The sequence below is a fragment of the Methylobacterium sp. 190mf genome, from assembly GCF_900107945.1.
In the GTDB taxonomy this organism is placed as follows: domain Bacteria; phylum Pseudomonadota; class Alphaproteobacteria; order Rhizobiales; family Beijerinckiaceae; genus Methylobacterium.
Genome location: NZ_FNVI01000006.1, coordinates 203,857 through 220,461, shown reverse-complemented (window position 1 = coordinate 220,461; position 16,605 = coordinate 203,857). Strand labels below are relative to the sequence as shown.

At 73.6% G+C, this 16,605-nt stretch carries 15 protein-coding genes; 10 read left to right on the top strand and 5 right to left on the bottom strand.

Annotated elements, in window-relative coordinates:
- The first annotated feature begins 39 nt into the window (after positions 1-39).
- Positions 40-978 (top strand): DUF2142 domain-containing protein, encoded by a 939-nt coding sequence (locus tag C4T42_RS09465; RefSeq protein WP_103985041.1) that lies wholly within the window; start codon positions 40-42, stop codon positions 976-978.
- Between the two features lie 7 nt (positions 979-985).
- On the opposite strand, the gene rutD is transcribed toward C4T42_RS09465, so the two are convergent.
- The 4 genes from rutD to rutA all read right to left on the bottom strand — a co-directional run bounded on the left by rutD (position 986) and on the right by rutA (position 4,169).
- Positions 986-1,768, bottom strand: coding sequence for a pyrimidine utilization protein D (rutD, locus tag C4T42_RS09460; RefSeq protein WP_181049159.1), 783 nt, complete (start codon positions 1,766-1,768; stop codon positions 986-988).
- On the bottom strand, positions 1,765-2,151 hold the full coding sequence (gene rutC, locus C4T42_RS09455; protein WP_103985039.1) for a pyrimidine utilization protein C: 387 nt from the start codon (positions 2,149-2,151) through the stop codon (positions 1,765-1,767). The genes rutD and rutC overlap by 4 nt, the downstream gene beginning before the upstream one ends.
- Positions 2,152-2,265: 114 nt before the next feature.
- Positions 2,266-3,051, bottom strand: coding sequence for a pyrimidine utilization protein B (rutB, locus tag C4T42_RS09450; RefSeq protein WP_280177384.1), 786 nt, complete (start codon positions 3,049-3,051; stop codon positions 2,266-2,268).
- 23 nt (positions 3,052-3,074) lie between these two features.
- Entirely contained in the window at positions 3,075-4,169 is a 1,095-nt protein-coding gene (gene rutA, locus C4T42_RS09445) for a pyrimidine utilization protein A (protein WP_103985070.1), read from the bottom strand.
- A 409-nt stretch (positions 4,170-4,578) separates the two neighbouring features.
- Here rutA and C4T42_RS09440 point away from each other — a divergent pair, with 409 nt between their 5' ends.
- Positions 4,579-4,992 carry a DUF4864 domain-containing protein gene (locus C4T42_RS09440; protein WP_103985038.1) on the top strand — a complete coding sequence of 138 codons (414 nt, stop codon included), beginning with the start codon at positions 4,579-4,581 and terminating at the stop codon, positions 4,990-4,992.
- 80 nt (positions 4,993-5,072) lie between these two features.
- Here C4T42_RS09440 and C4T42_RS09435 read toward each other — a convergent pair whose 3' ends face one another.
- Positions 5,073-5,402, bottom strand: coding sequence for a hypothetical protein (locus C4T42_RS09435; protein WP_103985037.1), 330 nt, complete (start codon positions 5,400-5,402; stop codon positions 5,073-5,075).
- Between the two features lie 221 nt (positions 5,403-5,623).
- Between C4T42_RS09435 and thrC the strand changes: the two genes are divergently transcribed.
- From thrC to C4T42_RS09395, 8 genes are all read left to right on the top strand, one after another.
- On the top strand, positions 5,624-7,036 hold the full coding sequence (thrC, locus tag C4T42_RS09430; protein ID WP_103985036.1) for a threonine synthase: 1,413 nt from the start codon (positions 5,624-5,626) through the stop codon (positions 7,034-7,036).
- Positions 7,037-7,124: 88 nt separating this feature from the next.
- Complete coding sequence (locus C4T42_RS09425; protein WP_103985035.1) at positions 7,125-8,420, top strand: pitrilysin family protein; 1,296 nt, start codon at positions 7,125-7,127, stop codon at positions 8,418-8,420.
- A gap of 185 nt (positions 8,421-8,605) precedes the next feature.
- Positions 8,606-11,536 (top strand): EAL domain-containing protein, encoded by a 2,931-nt coding sequence (locus C4T42_RS09420; RefSeq protein ID WP_020093345.1) that lies wholly within the window; start codon positions 8,606-8,608, stop codon positions 11,534-11,536.
- Positions 11,537-11,603: 67 nt separating this feature from the next.
- On the top strand, positions 11,604-12,017 hold the full coding sequence (locus tag C4T42_RS09415) for a globin family protein (RefSeq protein ID WP_091677354.1): 414 nt from the start codon (positions 11,604-11,606) through the stop codon (positions 12,015-12,017).
- A gap of 154 nt (positions 12,018-12,171) precedes the next feature.
- Entirely contained in the window at positions 12,172-12,558 is a 387-nt protein-coding gene (locus C4T42_RS09410) for a hypothetical protein (RefSeq protein ID WP_042675778.1), read from the top strand.
- Positions 12,559-12,587: 29 nt separating this feature from the next.
- The gene (locus C4T42_RS09405) at positions 12,588-13,535 is read left to right on the top strand and encodes a hypothetical protein (RefSeq protein ID WP_020093343.1); all 948 of its coding nucleotides are present in this window, start codon (positions 12,588-12,590) and stop codon (positions 13,533-13,535) included.
- 88 nt (positions 13,536-13,623) lie between these two features.
- Positions 13,624-14,688 (top strand): hypothetical protein, encoded by a 1,065-nt coding sequence (locus C4T42_RS09400; RefSeq protein ID WP_103985034.1) that lies wholly within the window; start codon positions 13,624-13,626, stop codon positions 14,686-14,688.
- A 210-nt stretch (positions 14,689-14,898) separates the two neighbouring features.
- Positions 14,899-16,596 carry a methyl-accepting chemotaxis protein gene (locus C4T42_RS09395; RefSeq protein WP_181049156.1) on the top strand — a complete coding sequence of 566 codons (1,698 nt, stop codon included), beginning with the start codon at positions 14,899-14,901 and terminating at the stop codon, positions 16,594-16,596.
- Positions 16,597-16,605: the final 9 nt, after the last annotated feature.

Here is a 16,605-nt window from a genome sequence, read left to right as displayed (position 1 = left end):
CGCGCAGGGGCCGGCCGCCCGCGCGACCCGGACGGGGCCGTGAGCCTGCCGATCACCGGGGGCGGCCGGTTCTGGGCCCTTGCCTTCCTGGGCCTCGGCTTCCCGGCCTGCCTCGCGCTGGCCTGGATCGGCCTGCCCGGCGAGACCCCGTCCGCCCTCGCCGTCTGCGGCCGGCTCGCCGGCATCGCGGCGTTCCTGGGCCTGGGGCTCGCCGCCCTGGCCCTGGCGACCCGGGGCCGGGCCGCGCTGTTCGCGCTGCTGTGCTTCCCGGCCTCGCTCGCGGCCGCCTCCGGACCGGACGGGCCCGTCCTGGCGCTGGCGGCGCTCGCGGCCGCGCTGCTCAGCCCCCGGCCGATGACGGGCCGGCACGGATCGGCGCGCCGCGCCGGCGCGGCGCTGGCGATCGCCCTGGTGGTGCTGGCGCGGCCGGCCTGCGCGCCCCTCGTGGGGATGCTGCTGGTGCCGTTCCCGCCCCCGGGGCGACGCGTCCGCGCCTGGCGGGAGCGGCTGCCGCTCGCCGCGCTCGCCCTGCTGCCGGCGCTCCTGCCGGCCTTCCTGCCGGCCCTGCTGCCGGCCGCGAGCCCCGGGCTTCCGCCCCCCGGCGCGGCGGGGGGCGGATTGGTGTCCCTGCCCGTCCCGCTGCCCGGGTTCCTCACCGGGGTCTGGGCCGCCGCGCTGCTGGTGCCGCCCGTCGCGCTGCGGCGCGGCCCCCTGCCCCCGCGCGCGGAGCGGCTGTGGCTCTCGGGCTGCGCGCTGCTCGGCCTCTGGCTGGCGGTGCTGCCGCAGGCCCTCGCCCCGGCGGGCGGCCTCGGGGGGATGCAGGCCCGGGACCTGCTGCCGCTGGCGCCGATGCTGATCCTGGCCTTCGCCCGGGGGCGGATCGGCACCGCGGCGGCCCTGCGCTGGCCGGCCCTGCTCCCGGTGCTGGCCGCCGCCCTCGACGCGGTGGTGCTGCCGATGATCGCGCTGCGGGCGTAGCGGGCGCTCAGTCCCGGTCCAGGAACTCCAGGAGCGCCCGGTTGAAGGCCTCGGGCCGGGTGACGCTGTGGGCGTGGCCGCCCTCCGGGGCGAGGGCGAGCCGGGCCTTGGGCAGCGCCGCCGCCAGCCGCTCGGACCGGGTGTAGGGCACCAGCACGTCGTCCCGGGCGGCCATGACCAGGGTCTCGTGCCCGATCGCCCCGAGATGGTCCGCGATGATGAAGCGCTCCAGGGCGGCGATGCGGGTCAGCACGGTCTCGGCGCCGGGGAAATGCGCCAGGGCCTGCGCCGCGTCGGCTTCGACCCGCTCGGCCTCCGCGGAGAGCCAGGGGGCCGGGTACAGGAAGATCGCCTGGGCCCGCACGTAGGCCTCCGGCCCGCCCCCGGCCAGGATCGCCCGGCGGGCCGCGAAGCAGCGGCGCGTGGCCGGGTCCATCGCGTCCCAGCCGTTGATCACGACGAGGCGCCCGACCCGCCCGGGGGCGTCCAGCGCCATCTGGAGGGCGATCAGGCCGCCGAGCGCGTGGCCGACCACGTCGGCCCGGTCGATCCCGGCCGCGTCCAGCACCCCGAGCGCGTCCCGCGCCATGGCGGGGACGTCGTGGTCCGGCGCGAGCCGGCCGGGCGAGCGCCCGGTGCCGCGGTGGTCGTAGGTGACGACCCGGAACCGCGCGGTCAGGGCCGCCATCTGCGGCGCGAAGTAGCCCGCCGCGCCGCCGAGGCCCGGCGAGAGCAGCACCGGCCGCCCGCCCGCCGGGCCGGCCACCGCGTGGGGGAGCGGGCTCATCAGCGGCCGATATGGGCGATCGCGGCGATCTCCACGCGGGCCTCGGGCTTCACGAGGCCGCACTGGATGCAGTAGCGCGCGGGCTTCTCGCCCGAGAAATACTCGGCGTAGACGGCGTTGATCGCCGCGTAGTCGGCCCAGTCCGCCAGGAAGACGTGGTTGAAGGTGACGTCGTCCATGGTGCCGCCCGCGGCCTCGACCACGCCCCGGATGGTCTCCAGCACGTGGCGGGTCTGGGCCGCCGCGTCGCCGGCATGGACCACGTTGGCCTCCGCATCGAGCGGCAGCGTGCCCGAGACGTACAGGATCCCGTCGGCCAGGGTGCCCGGCACGTAGGGGGCCAGCGGCTTGCCGGTCCCCGGCGGTATCACGACCTGCTTGGGCATTCCCCTGCGCCTCCCGCGCGCGACCTGTCGGCCGGGCCGGGCAGGCCGCGCGGGAGGCCGCGTCGCGGCGGTCTTCGCGCACCCTGCCGGTCACCGGCCGGGCGCGCGATGCACTTATCCGGCCAGATCGCCGCCGGATGTACCGCCGGATGTATCGATCCCGGCGTGTGAGGACGCCCCGAGGGCGGCCTCGAAGGCGGCGACGTCCGAGACCCAGCCGAAGAAGGTCTCGATGTTGGCGAGCGCCGCGCGCTGCAGGCTCTCCGGCCCGGCCTGGTGCGTGGCGTCGGCCAGCACGATCCCGAAATACTCCCGGTGGAACCCGTCCCGCAGCGTCGACTCGACGCAGACGTTGGTGGCGATGCCGGTGAAGACCAGCGTGGTCACGCCCCGGGCCCGCAGGGTGCTGTCGAGGGGCGTGTTGTAGAAGCCGCTGTAGCGCGGCTTGCCCATCACGATGTCGCCGGGCTCCGGCCTCAGGGCGTCCACCAGCGCGTAGTCCCAGGATCCCTTGGCGAGCAGCTGCGCGTTCGCTTCAGGATTCCGCCGCATCGTCTTGAGGGCGTTGGATTTGTGCCAGTTCGGCGAGCCCGGGCCGCCGGCCTCGACATAGGCCGGGTCCCAGCCGTTCTGGAACCACAGGACCGGGATGCCGGCGGATCGCGCCGCCGCCACCGCCCGGGCGATCCGGGCGATCACCGGGCCGGTGCCCGAGACGTCGAAGCCGGCCCGGTCGAGGTAGCCGCCCGGGCTCGCGTAGGCGTTCTGGACGTCCACCACGATGAGGACCGTGGTCGCGGGATCGAGGGCGACCGGCTCCGGGCGGGCCGGCAGGACGACGCCGCCGTGCCGGCCCTGGGCGTCGCGGTAACCGGCGGGGCGATCCATCTGGCGATCCATCGGTCGGTCCATCGGGCGGTCCATCAGGCGACCTCGGGCAGTGCCGCCGCCGTCACGTGCCGGCGCGACCGCATCAGGGGCTGGATCCGGGTCCCGAAATCGTCGAGGCCCTTGAGGAAATCGTCGAAGACGAGCAGCACGCCCTCGACGCCGTCGATGGTCATGACAACGTCGAGCATCGCGGCCACGCTGGCGTAGCTGCCCACCAGGGTGCCCATGTTGAGGTTCACCGCCGAGGTCGGGTCGGCGAGCTGGCGCACGTTGGTGTCGCTGCCGGACTTGGTGTCGGCCGCGCCCTGGACGCCGAGCCACGCGATCGCCTCGGCATCCGCGCCCGCCCTGTAGTGCGCCCAGGTCGCCATCGCGGCGTCGTCGGTCTCGTCGGCGATGATCATGAACAGGGCGAAGGCGGTCACCCGCCGCCCGGTCCGCGCGCTGGCCTCGGCGAGCGTCTCCACCACGGGCGCGAAGGCGGTCGGCGTGTTGAGCCCCTTGCCCAGACAGAAATTGTAGTCGGCGTACTGGGCCGTGAAGGCCAGTCCGGCGCCGCTCTGACCGGCGCAGATGATCTTCACCGGCGCCTGCGGCCGGGGGCTCAGCCGGCAATCGTTCATCTGGAAGTACGTGCCCTTGCGGTCGCTGGCGCCCGTCTCCCACAGGTCGCGCAGGATCTGGGCGTACTCGGCCAGGTAGTCGTAGCGCCTGGCAAAATAATCGTCGCCCGGCCACAGGCCCATCTGGTCGTATTCCGGCTTCTGCCAGCCGGTGACGAGGTTCAGGCCGAAGCGCCCGTCGGAGATCGAGTCGATGGTCGCGGCCATGCGGGCCACGATGGCGGGCGGCAGGCACAGGGTCGCCGCGGTGGCGAACAGCCGGATCCGGGTGGTGACGGCGGCGAGCCCCGCCATCAGGGTGAAGGATTCGAGGTTGTGGTCCCAGAACTCGGTCTTGCCGCCGAAGCCGCGGAGCTTGATCATCGACAGGGCGAAGTCGAGCCCGTAGCCCTCCGCCTTCAGGGTGATCGCCTTGTTGAGCGCGAAGCTCGGGCGGTACTGCGGGGCATTCTCCGACAACAGCCAGCCGTTGTTGCCGATGGGGATGAACACCCCGACGCTCATGGCCTGTGCCGGACGGGCATCGGCGCTGTCGTCCGCGTGGCTCTGCATCGTCGTCCCGCGCTCCGCCCGGTCGGTTCCCCCCGGAACCGAGTCGGCGCCCGGAGGCTCGCAAAACCGCGGCGGAGGGTCAAACCCGCGGCGCCCGTCGGGCGCGAAAATGCCCATCTTTCCAGCGACTTGCACAACCAGGGCGCGATGCCTGCCCAACCCATGCGCGCTTCCCGTCCGGCCGCGCCTTCCCGCCGGCCCGCGCTTCCGCGCGGCGCGATGATCGGTCACGGTGCGGTGACGGTGCGGCGATCACTGTCGGCAGGGTCACAAACATTGTCGTGGGCGTGGCGAAGACCATCTTCCCGTGACGATGACGGATCTCGGTCCGACCCTGCCGGACCTTGCCGGAGTGACAGCGATGCGCGCGTGGCCCGCCCTGCTCCTCGTCCTCGGCCTCGCGGGGCCGGTGGCAGCCGACGAGGCGGGGCGCGCGGCGGCCCGGGCGGTCATCGCCAAGCAGGAGCAGGCGCTCGGCCGCGACGACGCGCAGACCGCCTATGAGCAGGCCGCGCCGGGGATCCGGGACCTGTTCCCGAATGCCGACCTGTTCATCGGCATGGTCCGGAACCAGTACCGTCCGGTCTACCGCCACCGCAGCTTCGTCTTCGGCGAGGCGCGGGACACGGACCCGGCGGGCGTGGTCCAGTCTGTGGCGATCCAGGACGAGTACGGCGTCGACTGGACGGCCGAGTACAGCCTCGCCCGCGACGCGGACGGGCAGTGGCGCATCACCGGCTGCCGCCTCACCAAGGCGCCCGGCACGCGCGCCTGAGGACGCGCGCAGGAGAGCGCGCAGGAGAGCGCGCCCCCGAGGGGCGCCCGGCGCCGGCACGGCGGGCGCGGAGGCCGAGCTCAGGGCCGGAACGTCCCGAGCTTCTCGAGCATCTGCAGGGTGACGTCGGCGCAGGCCTTGGTCGTGTCGTCGTCGGCGCACTTCACGTCGACCCGCGCGTCGCCGCGCTCCAGCACGATGTGGGCGGCCCGCGACGGCGGAGGCGGAGGCGGAGGCGGCGGGGGGCCGTCCGGGCCGGGACCGCGGCGCGGGTCGCCGGGGGGCGGGGGTGGCGCGCCGCCCTGGGGGCCGGGCCTCGGGCCGCCGGGCGGCGGCGGCGGGGCCTGCGCGAAGGCGACGGTGCCGGACAGCAGTGCCGCGACGCCCGCGAGGGCGATGATTCGGGTCATGTCGGCTCTCTCCGAGACGGGATCCGCCCCGGCGGCTCGGGGGCCGCGGGGCGGTCCGGCTCTAGGACGCGGCCGGGCAACCGGCCCTGAACCGGCCCGTTCAGCCCCGGTTAAACCGCCGGCCCCGCCCCGTGCGCGCCCGGCAGCCAGAGCGGCGGCGCTCGGCTTTCGACAGGTCCGCCGGCATCGTGTAGAGGGGGCGCCTTCCCTCGGAGGACCCCGTGCTCCACGTCTCGACTCGCGGCGCGGCCGCGCCGCTCTCGTTCTCGGACGCGCTCCTGGCGGGCCTCGCCCGCGACGGTGGGCTCTACGTGCCGCAGACCTGGCCGCAGATCGGCCGTTCGGAGATCGCCGCCCTGGCGGGCCGGCCCTACGCGGAGGCCGCCAAAAGGGTGCTGCGCCCGCTGATCGACGGCGACGTCGCCGGGCCGGACCTCGACCGGATGATCGACGCGGCCTACGCGACGTTCCGCCACCCGGCGGTCTGCCCGCTGACCCAGCTCGACGACAACCTGTTCCTGCTGGAGCTCTTCCACGGGCCGACGCTCGCCTTCAAGGACGTGGCGATGCAGCTGCTCGGGCGGCTGATGGACCACGTCCTGGCCGAGCGCGGCGCCCGCGCCACCATCGTGGGCGCGACCTCGGGCGACACGGGCTCCGCCGCCGTGGAGGCCTTCGGCGGCCTCGACCGGGTCGACGTGTTCATCCTCTACCCGCACGGGCGGGTCTCGGAGGTGCAGCGGCGGCAGATGACCTCGGTGCCGGCGCAGAACGTCCACGCGCTGGCCGTCGACGGCACGTTCGACGATTGCCAGAACCTCGTCAAAGCCCTGTTCCAGCACGCCGATTTCGCCGACGCGGTGCGGCTGTCCGGCGTCAACTCGATCAACTGGGCCCGGGTCGCGGCGCAGGCGGTCTACTACTTCACCAGCGCCGTGGCGCTGGGCTCCCCCCACCGCCCGGTCTCCTTCGCGGTGCCGACCGGCAATTTCGGCGACGTGCTCGCCGGCTGGGTCGCCAAGCAGATGGGCCTGCCGGTCGAGCGGCTGATGATCGGCACCAACGCCAACGACATCCTGGTGCGGACCCTGGAGCACGGCGCCTACGAGCTGCGCGGCGTGGTCCCCACCACCTCGCCCTCCATGGACATCCAGATCTCGTCGAACTTCGAGCGGCTGCTGTTCGAGGCGCTGGGGCGCGACGCCGCGTCCCTGTCGCGGCTGATGGCCGGTCTGAAGCAGTCCGGCGGGTTCTCGCTGAGCCCCGAGGTGCTGGCGACGGTGCGGGCGGAGTTCGACGCCGTGGCGGTGCCGGAGCCCGACGTCATGGCGGAGATCGCCCTGACCCAGGCCGCCACCGGCGTGGTGCTCGATCCCCACAGCGCCATCGGCGTCCGGGCCGGGCGGCGGCTCCTGGAGCGGGACCCGGCGACCCCCGTGGTGGCGCTCGCCACCGCGCATCCCGCGAAGTTCCCGGACGCGGTCGCCCGGGCGACCGGCGGCCTGCGCCCCGCCCTGCCCCCGCACCTCGCCGACCTGATGGACCGGCCCGAGCGCCTGACCCGGGTCGCCAACGACCAGGCCGCCCTGGAGGCGCTCATCCGCGAGCGCGCCCGCATCACGAGGGGTGCGTGAGCCCGGCGCGCGTCACGCGACGCGCCCCCTCTCCAGTGCGGGAGCGGGGACCCGCGCCGCATCCGGCCCCCTCCGCGACGAGCCGTCGATGAACCAGCATTTCTCCACCCACGCCGCCTCGCCGTCCCTGCGCACCACGCGGCTTCCGAACGGCGTCACGGTGGTGACCGAGCCGATGCCCGGGGTCGCCACCGCGAGCCTCGGCGTCTGGGTCGGCGCCGGCTCGCGCAACGAGCGCGCCGACGAGGCGGGCCTGTCCCACCTCATCGAGCACATGGCCTTCAAGGGCACCCGCACCCGGTCGGCGCAGAAGATCGCGGAAGAGATCGAGAATGTCGGCGGCGAGATCAACGCCGCCACCTCCACGGAGGGCACCAGCTACACCGCCCGGGTGCTCGGCGAGGATGCCGGCCTCGCCCTCGACGTGATCGGCGACATCCTCACCGACTCGGTGTTCGACGCGGGCGAGCTCGCCCGGGAGAAGGGCGTCATCCTGCAGGAATACGCCGCCGTCGAAGACACGCCGGACGACGTGGTCTACGACGCCTTCACGGAGGCGGCCTTCCCGGACCAGCCGGTCGGCCGGCCGATCCTCGGGCGGCCCGAGACGATCCGGAGCTTCGACGAGGCCGGGATCCGCGCCTATCTCGACCGGGAATACACGCCGGACCGCATCGTCGTGGCCGGCGCCGGGGCCGTGACCCACGAGGCGATCGTGGCGGCGGCCGAGCGCCATTTCGGGACCCTGCCGGCCAAGACCGCCCCCGCCTCGGTGCCGGGAATCTACGGCGGCGGCGAGCGGCGGATGCCGCGCAAGCTCGAGCAGGCCAACGTGGTGATCGGCCTGCCGGGCCTCTCCTTCCGGGACGACCGCTACTACGCGCTCCACATGTTCGCGCAGGTGCTGGGCGGCGGCCTGACCTCGCGGCTCTGGCAGGAGGTGCGCGAGACCCGCGGCCTCGCCTACGAGATCCAGGCCTTCCACTGGCCCTTCTCCGATTGCGGCCTGTTCGGAATCGGCGCCGGCACCGCCGGGGCGGACCTGCCCGAACTCGTCGACGTGACCCTGGCGGCCACCGCCCGGGCGGCCCGCGACCTCGACGCCACCGAGATCGCCCGCGCCAAGGCGCAGCTGAAGGTCTCACTGCTCTCGGCCCTGGAGACGCCGGGCGGGCGCATCGAGCGCAACGCCCGCCAGATCCTGGCCTGGGGCCGGGTGATTCCCGCCGGGGAGGTGATCGACAAGGTCGACGCCGTCACGGTCGAGGACGTCCGCGCCGCGGCGGCCGCGATGCTGCAGGGCACGCCGACGCTGGCAGCGATCGGCCCGATCCGCAAGCTGCCCGCCCTCGACAGGATCGCGGGCGCGCTCCGGGGAGCGTAGGGCAGCTTCGGTCGGTCGCCGCGCCACCGTCTTTGCGAGCGGAGCCCCCCGCAACGGCCGGCCCCCGCCCCGCCCAACTTGATTTGGCCGCAAAGGGGCGCGATCCGCGGGCGGTGGACCGGCCCCGGGGCGACCTTGCCCCAGGTCAGGTCCGCGCCTATCGATCGAGGCCGCCCGGGCGGCCGATGCCGAAGCTCGCACGGCCGGAAGTCAAGACACCCTTGCGCATCCTCGCCCTCCTCCTGACCCTGGTCGGCGGTCTCGTCGGTGCCCTCGCGCTCACGCTCGCCGCGAGCGCGCCCGCACAGGCCGTGGAGGCGGTCCGCGTCACCCTCGACGCGCCGGTGATCGACCTGACCACCGCGATCGAGCGCTACCGCTCCGACGGCGACCTGATCCAGATCTCCACGGCGCCCGGCAAGGACGGCATCGTCCGGCGCATCGTCGTGAAGGCGCGCGACGCCGGCGCCCGGCCCGACTGGATCGTGTTCGCGCTCACCAACGACACCGACGAGCAGATCGACCGCATCCTGGTCGCCCCGCATTTCCGGCTGGTCGATTCCGGGGTGATCTGGCCCGATCTCGGCGGCTCGCGCATCGCCGCCATCACGGCGAGCCAGGGCATCCGGCCCGAGCGGGACGAGAACCCGGAGGCCGACCAGTTCACCATCACGCTCGATCCCGGCGCCACCGTCACTTACGTGGCCGAGCTGCGCGGCTCCAACGTCCCCCAGCTGCGCCTCTGGGACCAGGACGCCTACCGCCGCAAGACCGCCGGCCTGACCCTCTACAAGGGCATCATCATCGGGATCAGCGGCCTGCTGGCCCTGTTCCTGACCATCGTGTTCGTGGTCAAGGGCGCGATCATCTTCCCGGCCGCCGCCGCGCTCGCGTGGTCGGTGCTGGCCTATGCCTGCATCGATTTCGGCTTCCTGCAGCGGGTGTTCCCGGTCACCGAGCTCGCCGAGCGGGTCTACCGGGCCTCCGCGGAGGCGGTGCTCGGGGCGACGCTGCTGGTCTTCCTGTTCGCCTATCTCAACCTCGCCCGCTGGCACGTGCGCTACAGCCACGTGGCGTTCTTCTGGCTCGCCTTCCTGGCGGGCCTCGTCGGGCTCGCGGTGTTCGACCCGCCGGTGGCGGCGGGCGTGGCGCGGATCTCGATCGCCGCGGTGGCCGGGATCGGCCTGCTGCTGATCGTCTACCTCGCCGCCCATAACGGCTACGACCGGGCGATCCTGCTGGTGCCGACCTGGCTCCTGCTCGTCGTCTGGGTGACGGCGGCGGGCTTCGCGGTCACCGGCCAGATCGGCAGCGACCTCGTGCAGCCGGCCCTGATCGGCGGCCTCGTGCTGATCGTGATGCTGATCGGCTTCACGGTGCTCCAGCACGCCTTCGCGGGCGGCGGCCTCAGCCACACCCTGGTCTCCGACACGGAGCGGCGGGCGCTGGCGCTGACCGGCGCCGGCGACGTGGTGTTCGACTGGGACGTGCCCGCCGACCGGGTCTTCGTCGGCCCGGAGATCGAGGGCCAGCTCGGCCTCGCCCGCGGCACCCTGGAGGGGCCGGCCACCAACTGGCTGGGCGCGCTCCACCCCTTCGACGTGGAGCGCTACTCGGCGGCCCTCGACACGGTGATCGAGGAGCGGCGCGGGCGCATCGTCCACGATTTCCGCCTGCGCTCGGAGGCCGGCACGTTCTTCTGGTACCGGCTGAAGGCGCGGCCGGTGATCGGCGCCGACGGCGAGGTGATCCGGGTGGTCGGCACCATCGCGGACGTCACCGAGATCAAGACCGCCGAGGAGCGCCTGCTCCACGACGCCGTGCACGACAGCCTCACCGGCCTGCCGAACCGCGAATTGTTCGGCGACCGCCTCGACGCGGCTTTGGCCTTCGCCGGCCAGGACCAGCGCCTCAAGCCCACCGTGATCGTCCTCGACGTCGACCGGTTCAAGGGCATCAACGACGCGATCGGCCTGTCGGCGGGCGACTCGATCCTGCTGACCCTGTCGCGCCGCCTCGGCCGCCTGCTGCGCCCGCAGGACACGCTGGCCCGGGTCGCCGGCGACGAGTTCGCGGTGATCCTCCTCTCCGAGCGCGACCCCGACCGGATCCTGGCCTTCGCCGAGATGATCCGCCGGGCGATCGCCACGCCGATCACCTACGCGGACCGCGAGATCTTCCTGACCGTCTCGATCGGCCTCGCCCTCTACGAGGCCGGCGCCAACCTGAAGCGCGACGAGGTGTTCAAGAGCGCCGAGATCGCCATGATCCAGGCCAAGCGCAACGGCGGCGACCGGATCGAGGTGTTCCGCGCCCACATGCGCACCGACCGCTCGGACCGGCTGATGCTGGAGAGCGACCTGCGCAAGGCGATCGAGCGCAACGAGCTGCGGGTGCTGTTCCTGCCGGTGGTGCGGCTCGAGGACCGCACCGTGGCGGGGTTCGAGACCGTGCTGCGCTGGGACCACCCGAAGCTCGGGCGCATCCCCGCCTCGACCTTCCTGCCGCTCGCCGAGGAGAGCGGCTTCGTGGTCAATCTCGGCATCTTCGCCCTGGAGCGCACGGCTCTCGAACTCGCGGCGTGGCAGCGCTCCCTGGAGGTCGAGCCGCCGATCTTCGCGGCCTGCAACCTGTCCTCGCGCCAGCTCCTGCGCCACGACCTCCTGCACGACGTGAAGACCGTGCTGGCCCGCTCCGGGGCCCTGCCCGGCTCGCTCAAGCTGGAATTCAGCGAGAGCCTCGTGATGGAGAACCCGGAATACGCCGCCCAGATGCTGGCGCGGATCCACGACCTCGGCGCCGGCCTGTGCCTGTCGGATTTCGGCACCGGCTACTCGGCCCTCTCCTATCTCCAGCGCTTCCCGTTCGACACGATCAAGGTCGACGCGACCTTCGTGCGCCAGATCGGCACCGGGCAGACCGCGATCCTACGCTCCATCGTGCGCATGGCGAGCGAGCTGAACCTCGCCATCGTGGCGGAGGGCTGCGAGTCCGAGGCCGACGCCCAGGCGCTCGCCGGTCTCGGCTGCGAGTACGCCCTCGGCCCGGCCTTCGGCGAGCCGATGACCATGCTGCAGGCCCGCCAGATCGTCGGGGCCGCCCCGGAAGCGGCCTGAGATTCGGTCCCGACGGGCCAGTCCGGTATCCTGCCAACCAACGATCCACGCGGCGGCAGGTGACGCGATGACTCCGGACCAGATCAGGCTCGTGCAGGACAGCTTCGCGAAGGTGCGGCCGATCGCCGGGACGGCGGCCGACCTGTTCTACGGCCGCCTGTTCGCGGTCGCCCCGCAGGTGCGCCCCCTCTTCCCCGCGGACATGACGGAGCAGAAGCAGAAGCTGATGGCCATGCTCGGGCTGGCGGTGGCCAACCTGAACCATCCGGAGACCGTGGTGCCCGCGCTCCAGGATCTCGGGCGCAAGCACGTGGCCTACGGCACGCAGGACGCCCACTACGCGCCTGTGGGGGCGGCCCTGCTGTGGACCCTCGAGCAGGGCCTCGGCGCGGACTTCACCCCGGAGGTCCGGGAGGCCTGGACCCAGACCTACGCGCTGGTCGCCCAAGTGATGAAGGCGGCGGCCGCGGACGCCGCATGAGCGGCGCGCGAGCGCGCGTGCGGATGGCCTGAGGGCCGCCGCAGGGCTCCGATCCGGCGAAAGTCGCGGATCGGTTTAAGTTCGCCTTAACCATGTCCGATCAAGCTCCTGTTGATAGACGGGCCCTTCAGCGCCCGCGCAGGGGATGGGTCGGATGGCCGAGGCGGCACGGCGTTACCAGCAGGCAGGCGGCTCGGACCTCGTGCGTCGCCTGATGGCCCGGCCGGTCCGGCTGGAGCAGCAGGTCCGGACCCGGTTGCCCCTCCGCGACCCGCGCCGCGTCGACGCGTTCGCCGACGCCTACGCCTACGCCGACGAGGCCGCGGACGACGCGGAGGCGCGGGACGAGGCCGACGCGATCGCCCGCCTCGAGACCGAGCTGCAGGTGATGAAGGCGGTACTCCGGGCCCAGCGGCAGGAGGTCGAGTCGCTGCGGGCGCAGCGCCAGCTCCTGACCGAATCGGCCCCGACCGACGATGTCCGCGCGACCCGCGAGCGCTGGGCGGCCCTGGTCGACTCGCTCCTGATCCGCGCCCGCTGATCCGTCACCAGGGCATGCGGGGGAGAGCCATGGGGGCGCGCTGCTCGCTCGTCGTCAACGGTCGGTCGGTCCGCGTCTCGACCGGCGACACGCCGCTGGAGGCGGCGCTGGCCGAGGGCATGATCGCGCCGCTGCAGGCGCAGTCCGGCAACCTGCTCGCCGGCCAGGGGATCGCTCAGGGGATCGCTCAGGGCAGCGCGGCGCCGTCCGGCCGCCGGCACCCGGCCCGGCGGGCCCGGGCCGAGGCCCTGCGCCCGGCCCTGCCCGGCGCCCCGATCCAGGGCCAGGAGGAGGCGCCGCCGCCGCCGGTCGCCGTCCGCAAGGGCACGGTCACGGAGATCCGCCGGCTCAGTCCCGGCATCCTCGAGATCGTCGCGACCCTGACCCGGCGCCCGACCGGCGAGCCCGGCCACCAGGCACTGGTGACCTTCGCGGGTCTGCCGACGCGGACGCTGTCCCCGACCCTGCGGCTCGACGGCACGACCGAGATCAACGACGTGGTGTTCCACGTCGCCCGCGACCCCGAGGGCGATCCCCTCGACGGGCTCCGCCTCGACCAGCCGGTGCGTCTCAAGGGCCCCGTCGGCCGGGGGCAGTACCGCCCCGGGGGCGGCCGGCTCGTGCTGGTGGCGGCCGGCGCCGGCTTCGGCGCGATCTGGGCGATCGCCCGGGCGGCCCGCTACGTCGAGCCCGCCCGCGAGATGGCCCTGGCCGTCGGCGCCCGCGACGCCCTGGACCTCTACATGCGCGAGAGCCTGGACTGGCTGCGCCGCACCGGCGTCGGCCGGATCGTGCTCTGCGCCGATCGCGGCCGCCAGCGGCCGCCGGACGTGCGCTCCGGCCCGCTCAGCGCCCACCTGCCGAGCCTGCGCGCCACCGACGTGGTCCACGTGGCGGGCGACCACTCGACGGTCGGCGCCGTGCAGGTGCTCGCCGCCGCGGTGGGCGCCCGCTGCTACCCGATCGTGATCGACTGACCGGCGTCGCCTCGACGCGGCGGCGCCCGGCTGCTACCGGCGCCGGAGCGGCCGCACGGGGCCGATCCTGAGTCCGATCCGAGCCCCGATGATCCGCGTCCTCTGCCTCGGCTACAGCGTCACGGAGCTGCCGGGCTACGTCGAGCGGGCCAACGCCCTGGCCGAGGCCGAGGGGCGCCCGGTCACCTTCCTCCGCAGCGGCTGGGGCGGCCATTCCCTGCCCTCCATCGCCGCCCTGATCGACGAGATCCTCGACGCGCTCCCCTGCGACCGCGTCCTCCTCGAGCTGTTCACCGGCAACGTCCGCTACTTCGACGGCGCGACGATGCGGGCCTATCTCGACGACATCCTCGCGGCGACCGCCCGGCGGGACCTGCCTGTCGCCTTCCTCAACCTCCACCAGGGCGGCGTCGACTACGCGGCCGAGCCCGTCGCCGGCCTGCTGGCGGAGTACCGCGCCCTCTACGGGATCCCCTATCTCGACATCGCCGCCCCGGTGGCGGCCGCGGGCGCGGGCGACATCACCTACCTGCTGAAGGACGCGACCCACGTCACGCCGGCGGGCGCCGACCTCTACGGCACCCTGGTCTACAGCTTCTTGCGCGCGCCGCCGCCGGGCCGGGCCTATATCGACCGGTTCCGGACCCTGCCGGGCCGGTTCGAGGCCCTGCCGCTGCGCGCCCTCCCCGGCCTGACCTGCGGGTTCGCCCTGCGCCGCAACGGCATCCCGCTGGACTTCCTGGAGATCCCGGAGGGCACGCGCGTCGCCGTTCCCCTGGGGCGCCCCCGCGACGTGATCGGGCTCCTCGTGACCTACGGGCCGCGGGCGGGCACGCTGACGGTCGAGGACCCGGCGACCGGGCGGGCGCGGACCCTCGTCGCCTACGACGCGTTCTCCTACTACACGCGCGCGATGTTCCGCAGCGTGACTCTCCCGGCGGCGCGCGCGCTGACGATCGCGCAGTCGGCGGAGCGCCCGGACATCGCCCTGCGCAAGGGCGCGCCGGATCCGGGCCCGCGGATCGGGCGCGTGTCGCACGTCGTCTGCCGGCGCAGACTCGGCCTCGCCCCGCGCGCCGCGCGCCAGCTTCACCGGCTGCGGCGCGGCCTGTGCCGCGTCGGATTGCGGCTCGGGCTCGTCCGAGGCGCCTGACCCCGGCCCCGTTCGGGCATAGTCATGCAGGCACGAGCGTTTGAATAACGCACCTTTATGGCATTCAATTTCTCGATCTCTATACTTATCAATTCAGTCTCTGTATCGGTTCGTGTCCTCGTGCGCGCGAAGAGTGATGTGATCGATCGTGGATTCCTCTTCGCGGCGTGTGATAAGCTGTGCCGGTGACGCCGGCGGAGATCGAACGGAATGCGGATCCTGCGCGATGCGAACCTGCATGTAAAAATGTCCGCGCCGCTCTTGTTCATGGTGATCGTGTGCGCCGCCTCTGCCGCGTACTCGCTCAGAGAACTCAGAGCGATCGAGGAGAGAAATAGATTTTTGGTGGATTACTATTTCGCGAGGCTCGAGATCTTCTCACGTGTCCGCGAAAAATTCGTCGATGCGGCGCTCATGAACCGCAATCTCATCATCGGCGAGCCGAAAGGCGACATCCCCCTCTTCCGCAAGCGCTACGACGCCTCCGTCAAGGCCGTGGCCGACGGCATCGAGACGCTGGAACAGGGCTCGCGGCGCGCTGAGATCGCGGCGCTGCAGCGCCAGATCGGCACCGTCGCCCGGGACTATTTCGACCTGCTCGACCGCTCCAACTACCTCGCGCTCCGGAATGACCGGCCGGCGGCGATCCAGGTCGGCGTGGTCGCCAGCCGGGAGGTCCGGGCGCAGTTCGACCGCGCGGCCCAGGCGTACGAGGCGGCGGCGGCGGCCCGCCTCGGCGAGGCGAAGATCGCCACGCAGCAGGGGGCCGAGCAGGCCCGGACGGTCCTGATCGGCGCCACGGTGGCGGGCCTGCTCGTCGCCCTGGGACTCTCCGCGGCTATCGTCGTGGTCGGTGTCACGCGGCCGCTCCACCGCCTCGTCGCCGCGCTGCGGCGCGTGGCGCAGGGCGACGGCGCGGCCACGATCCCGGAGGCGCGGCGCGGCGACGAGATCGGAGCGGTCGGCCGGGCGGTCGAGGCGATCCGGAGCTTGATCATCCGCAACGCCGAGGCGGAAGCCGAGGGCCGGCGGCGCGCGGACGCCGCCGCGGCCGCGGCCCGCAAGGACGCCACGATGGGCCTCGCCCGGACCTTCGAGGCGGCGGTGGCCAGGATCGTGGACCGGGTCTCGACCGCCGCGGGCGAACTCGAAGGCACCGCCCACCAGATGACCGCGACCGCCCAGGAGACGGCCAGCCAGTCCGGCGCGGTGGCGCTGGCGGCCGAGGCTGCGGCGGTCAACATCGGCGCGGTGGCGGCCGCGACCGAGCGGCTCGGCAGCGCCATCCGGGCGATCGGCCGTCAGGCGGGCGGCTCGTCCGAACTCGCCCAGCAGGCGGTCGGCGAGGCCGACCAGACCGCCGGGCTCGTGGCCGAGTTGCGGCAGGCGGCCTCCGAGATCGGCGACGTGGTGCGGCTGATCGCGTCCATCGCCGAGCAGACCAACCTGCTGGCCCTCAACGCCACCATCGAGGCGGCGCGGGCCGGCGAGGCCGGCCGCGGCTTCGCGGTCGTGGCGGGCGAGGTGAAGGCCCTGGCCGAGAAGACCGCGCGGGCGACCGACGGGATCGCCGCGCAGATCGGCCGGATCCAGGGCGTGACCGGATCCGCGGTCGGCGCCATCGGCACGATCATCGACCGGATCCGCGAGATCAACGGGGTGGCGATCGCGATCGCCGCGGCCGTGGAGGAGCAGGGCGCCGCGACCCGGGAGATCGTGCGCACCGTCGCTCAGGCAACGCGGGGCGCCGCGGAGGTGACCGGCACCATCGCCGGGGTGGCCGAGGCCTCCGAGCGGACGGGGGTCGCGGCCGACCACGTGCTCACGGCCGCCACCGCCTTGTCCCGTCAGTCCGAGGGGCTCTCGGCGGAGGTCGGGCGGTTCCTGGCCGACGTGCGCGCGGCCTGAGGGCGGCGC

What these genes read in the sequence shown, in the direction of transcription:
- rutC (WP_103985039.1), bottom strand. Translation starts at nt 2,151, where the DNA reads ATGCCCAAGCAGGTCGTGATACCGCCGGGGACCGGCAAGCCGCTGGCC.
- rutB (WP_280177384.1), bottom strand. Translation starts at nt 3,051, where the DNA reads ATGGATCGCCAGATGGATCGCCCCGCCGGTTACCGCGACGCCCAGGGC.
- rutA (WP_103985070.1), bottom strand. Translation starts at nt 4,169, where the DNA reads ATGAGCGTCGGGGTGTTCATCCCCATCGGCAACAACGGCTGGCTGTTG.
- C4T42_RS09440 (WP_103985038.1), top strand. Translation starts at nt 4,579, where the DNA reads ATGCGCGCGTGGCCCGCCCTGCTCCTCGTCCTCGGCCTCGCGGGGCCG.
- C4T42_RS09435 (WP_103985037.1), bottom strand. Translation starts at nt 5,402, where the DNA reads ATGACCCGAATCATCGCCCTCGCGGGCGTCGCGGCACTGCTGTCCGGC.
- C4T42_RS09425 (WP_103985035.1), top strand. Translation starts at nt 7,125, where the DNA reads ATGAACCAGCATTTCTCCACCCACGCCGCCTCGCCGTCCCTGCGCACC.
- C4T42_RS09420 (WP_020093345.1), top strand. Translation starts at nt 8,606, where the DNA reads ATGCCGAAGCTCGCACGGCCGGAAGTCAAGACACCCTTGCGCATCCTC.
- C4T42_RS09415 (WP_091677354.1), top strand. Translation starts at nt 11,604, where the DNA reads ATGACTCCGGACCAGATCAGGCTCGTGCAGGACAGCTTCGCGAAGGTG.
- C4T42_RS09410 (WP_042675778.1), top strand. Translation starts at nt 12,172, where the DNA reads ATGGCCGAGGCGGCACGGCGTTACCAGCAGGCAGGCGGCTCGGACCTC.
- C4T42_RS09405 (WP_020093343.1), top strand. Translation starts at nt 12,588, where the DNA reads ATGGGGGCGCGCTGCTCGCTCGTCGTCAACGGTCGGTCGGTCCGCGTC.
- C4T42_RS09400 (WP_103985034.1), top strand. Translation starts at nt 13,624, where the DNA reads ATGATCCGCGTCCTCTGCCTCGGCTACAGCGTCACGGAGCTGCCGGGC.
- C4T42_RS09395 (WP_181049156.1), top strand. Translation starts at nt 14,899, where the DNA reads ATGCGGATCCTGCGCGATGCGAACCTGCATGTAAAAATGTCCGCGCCG.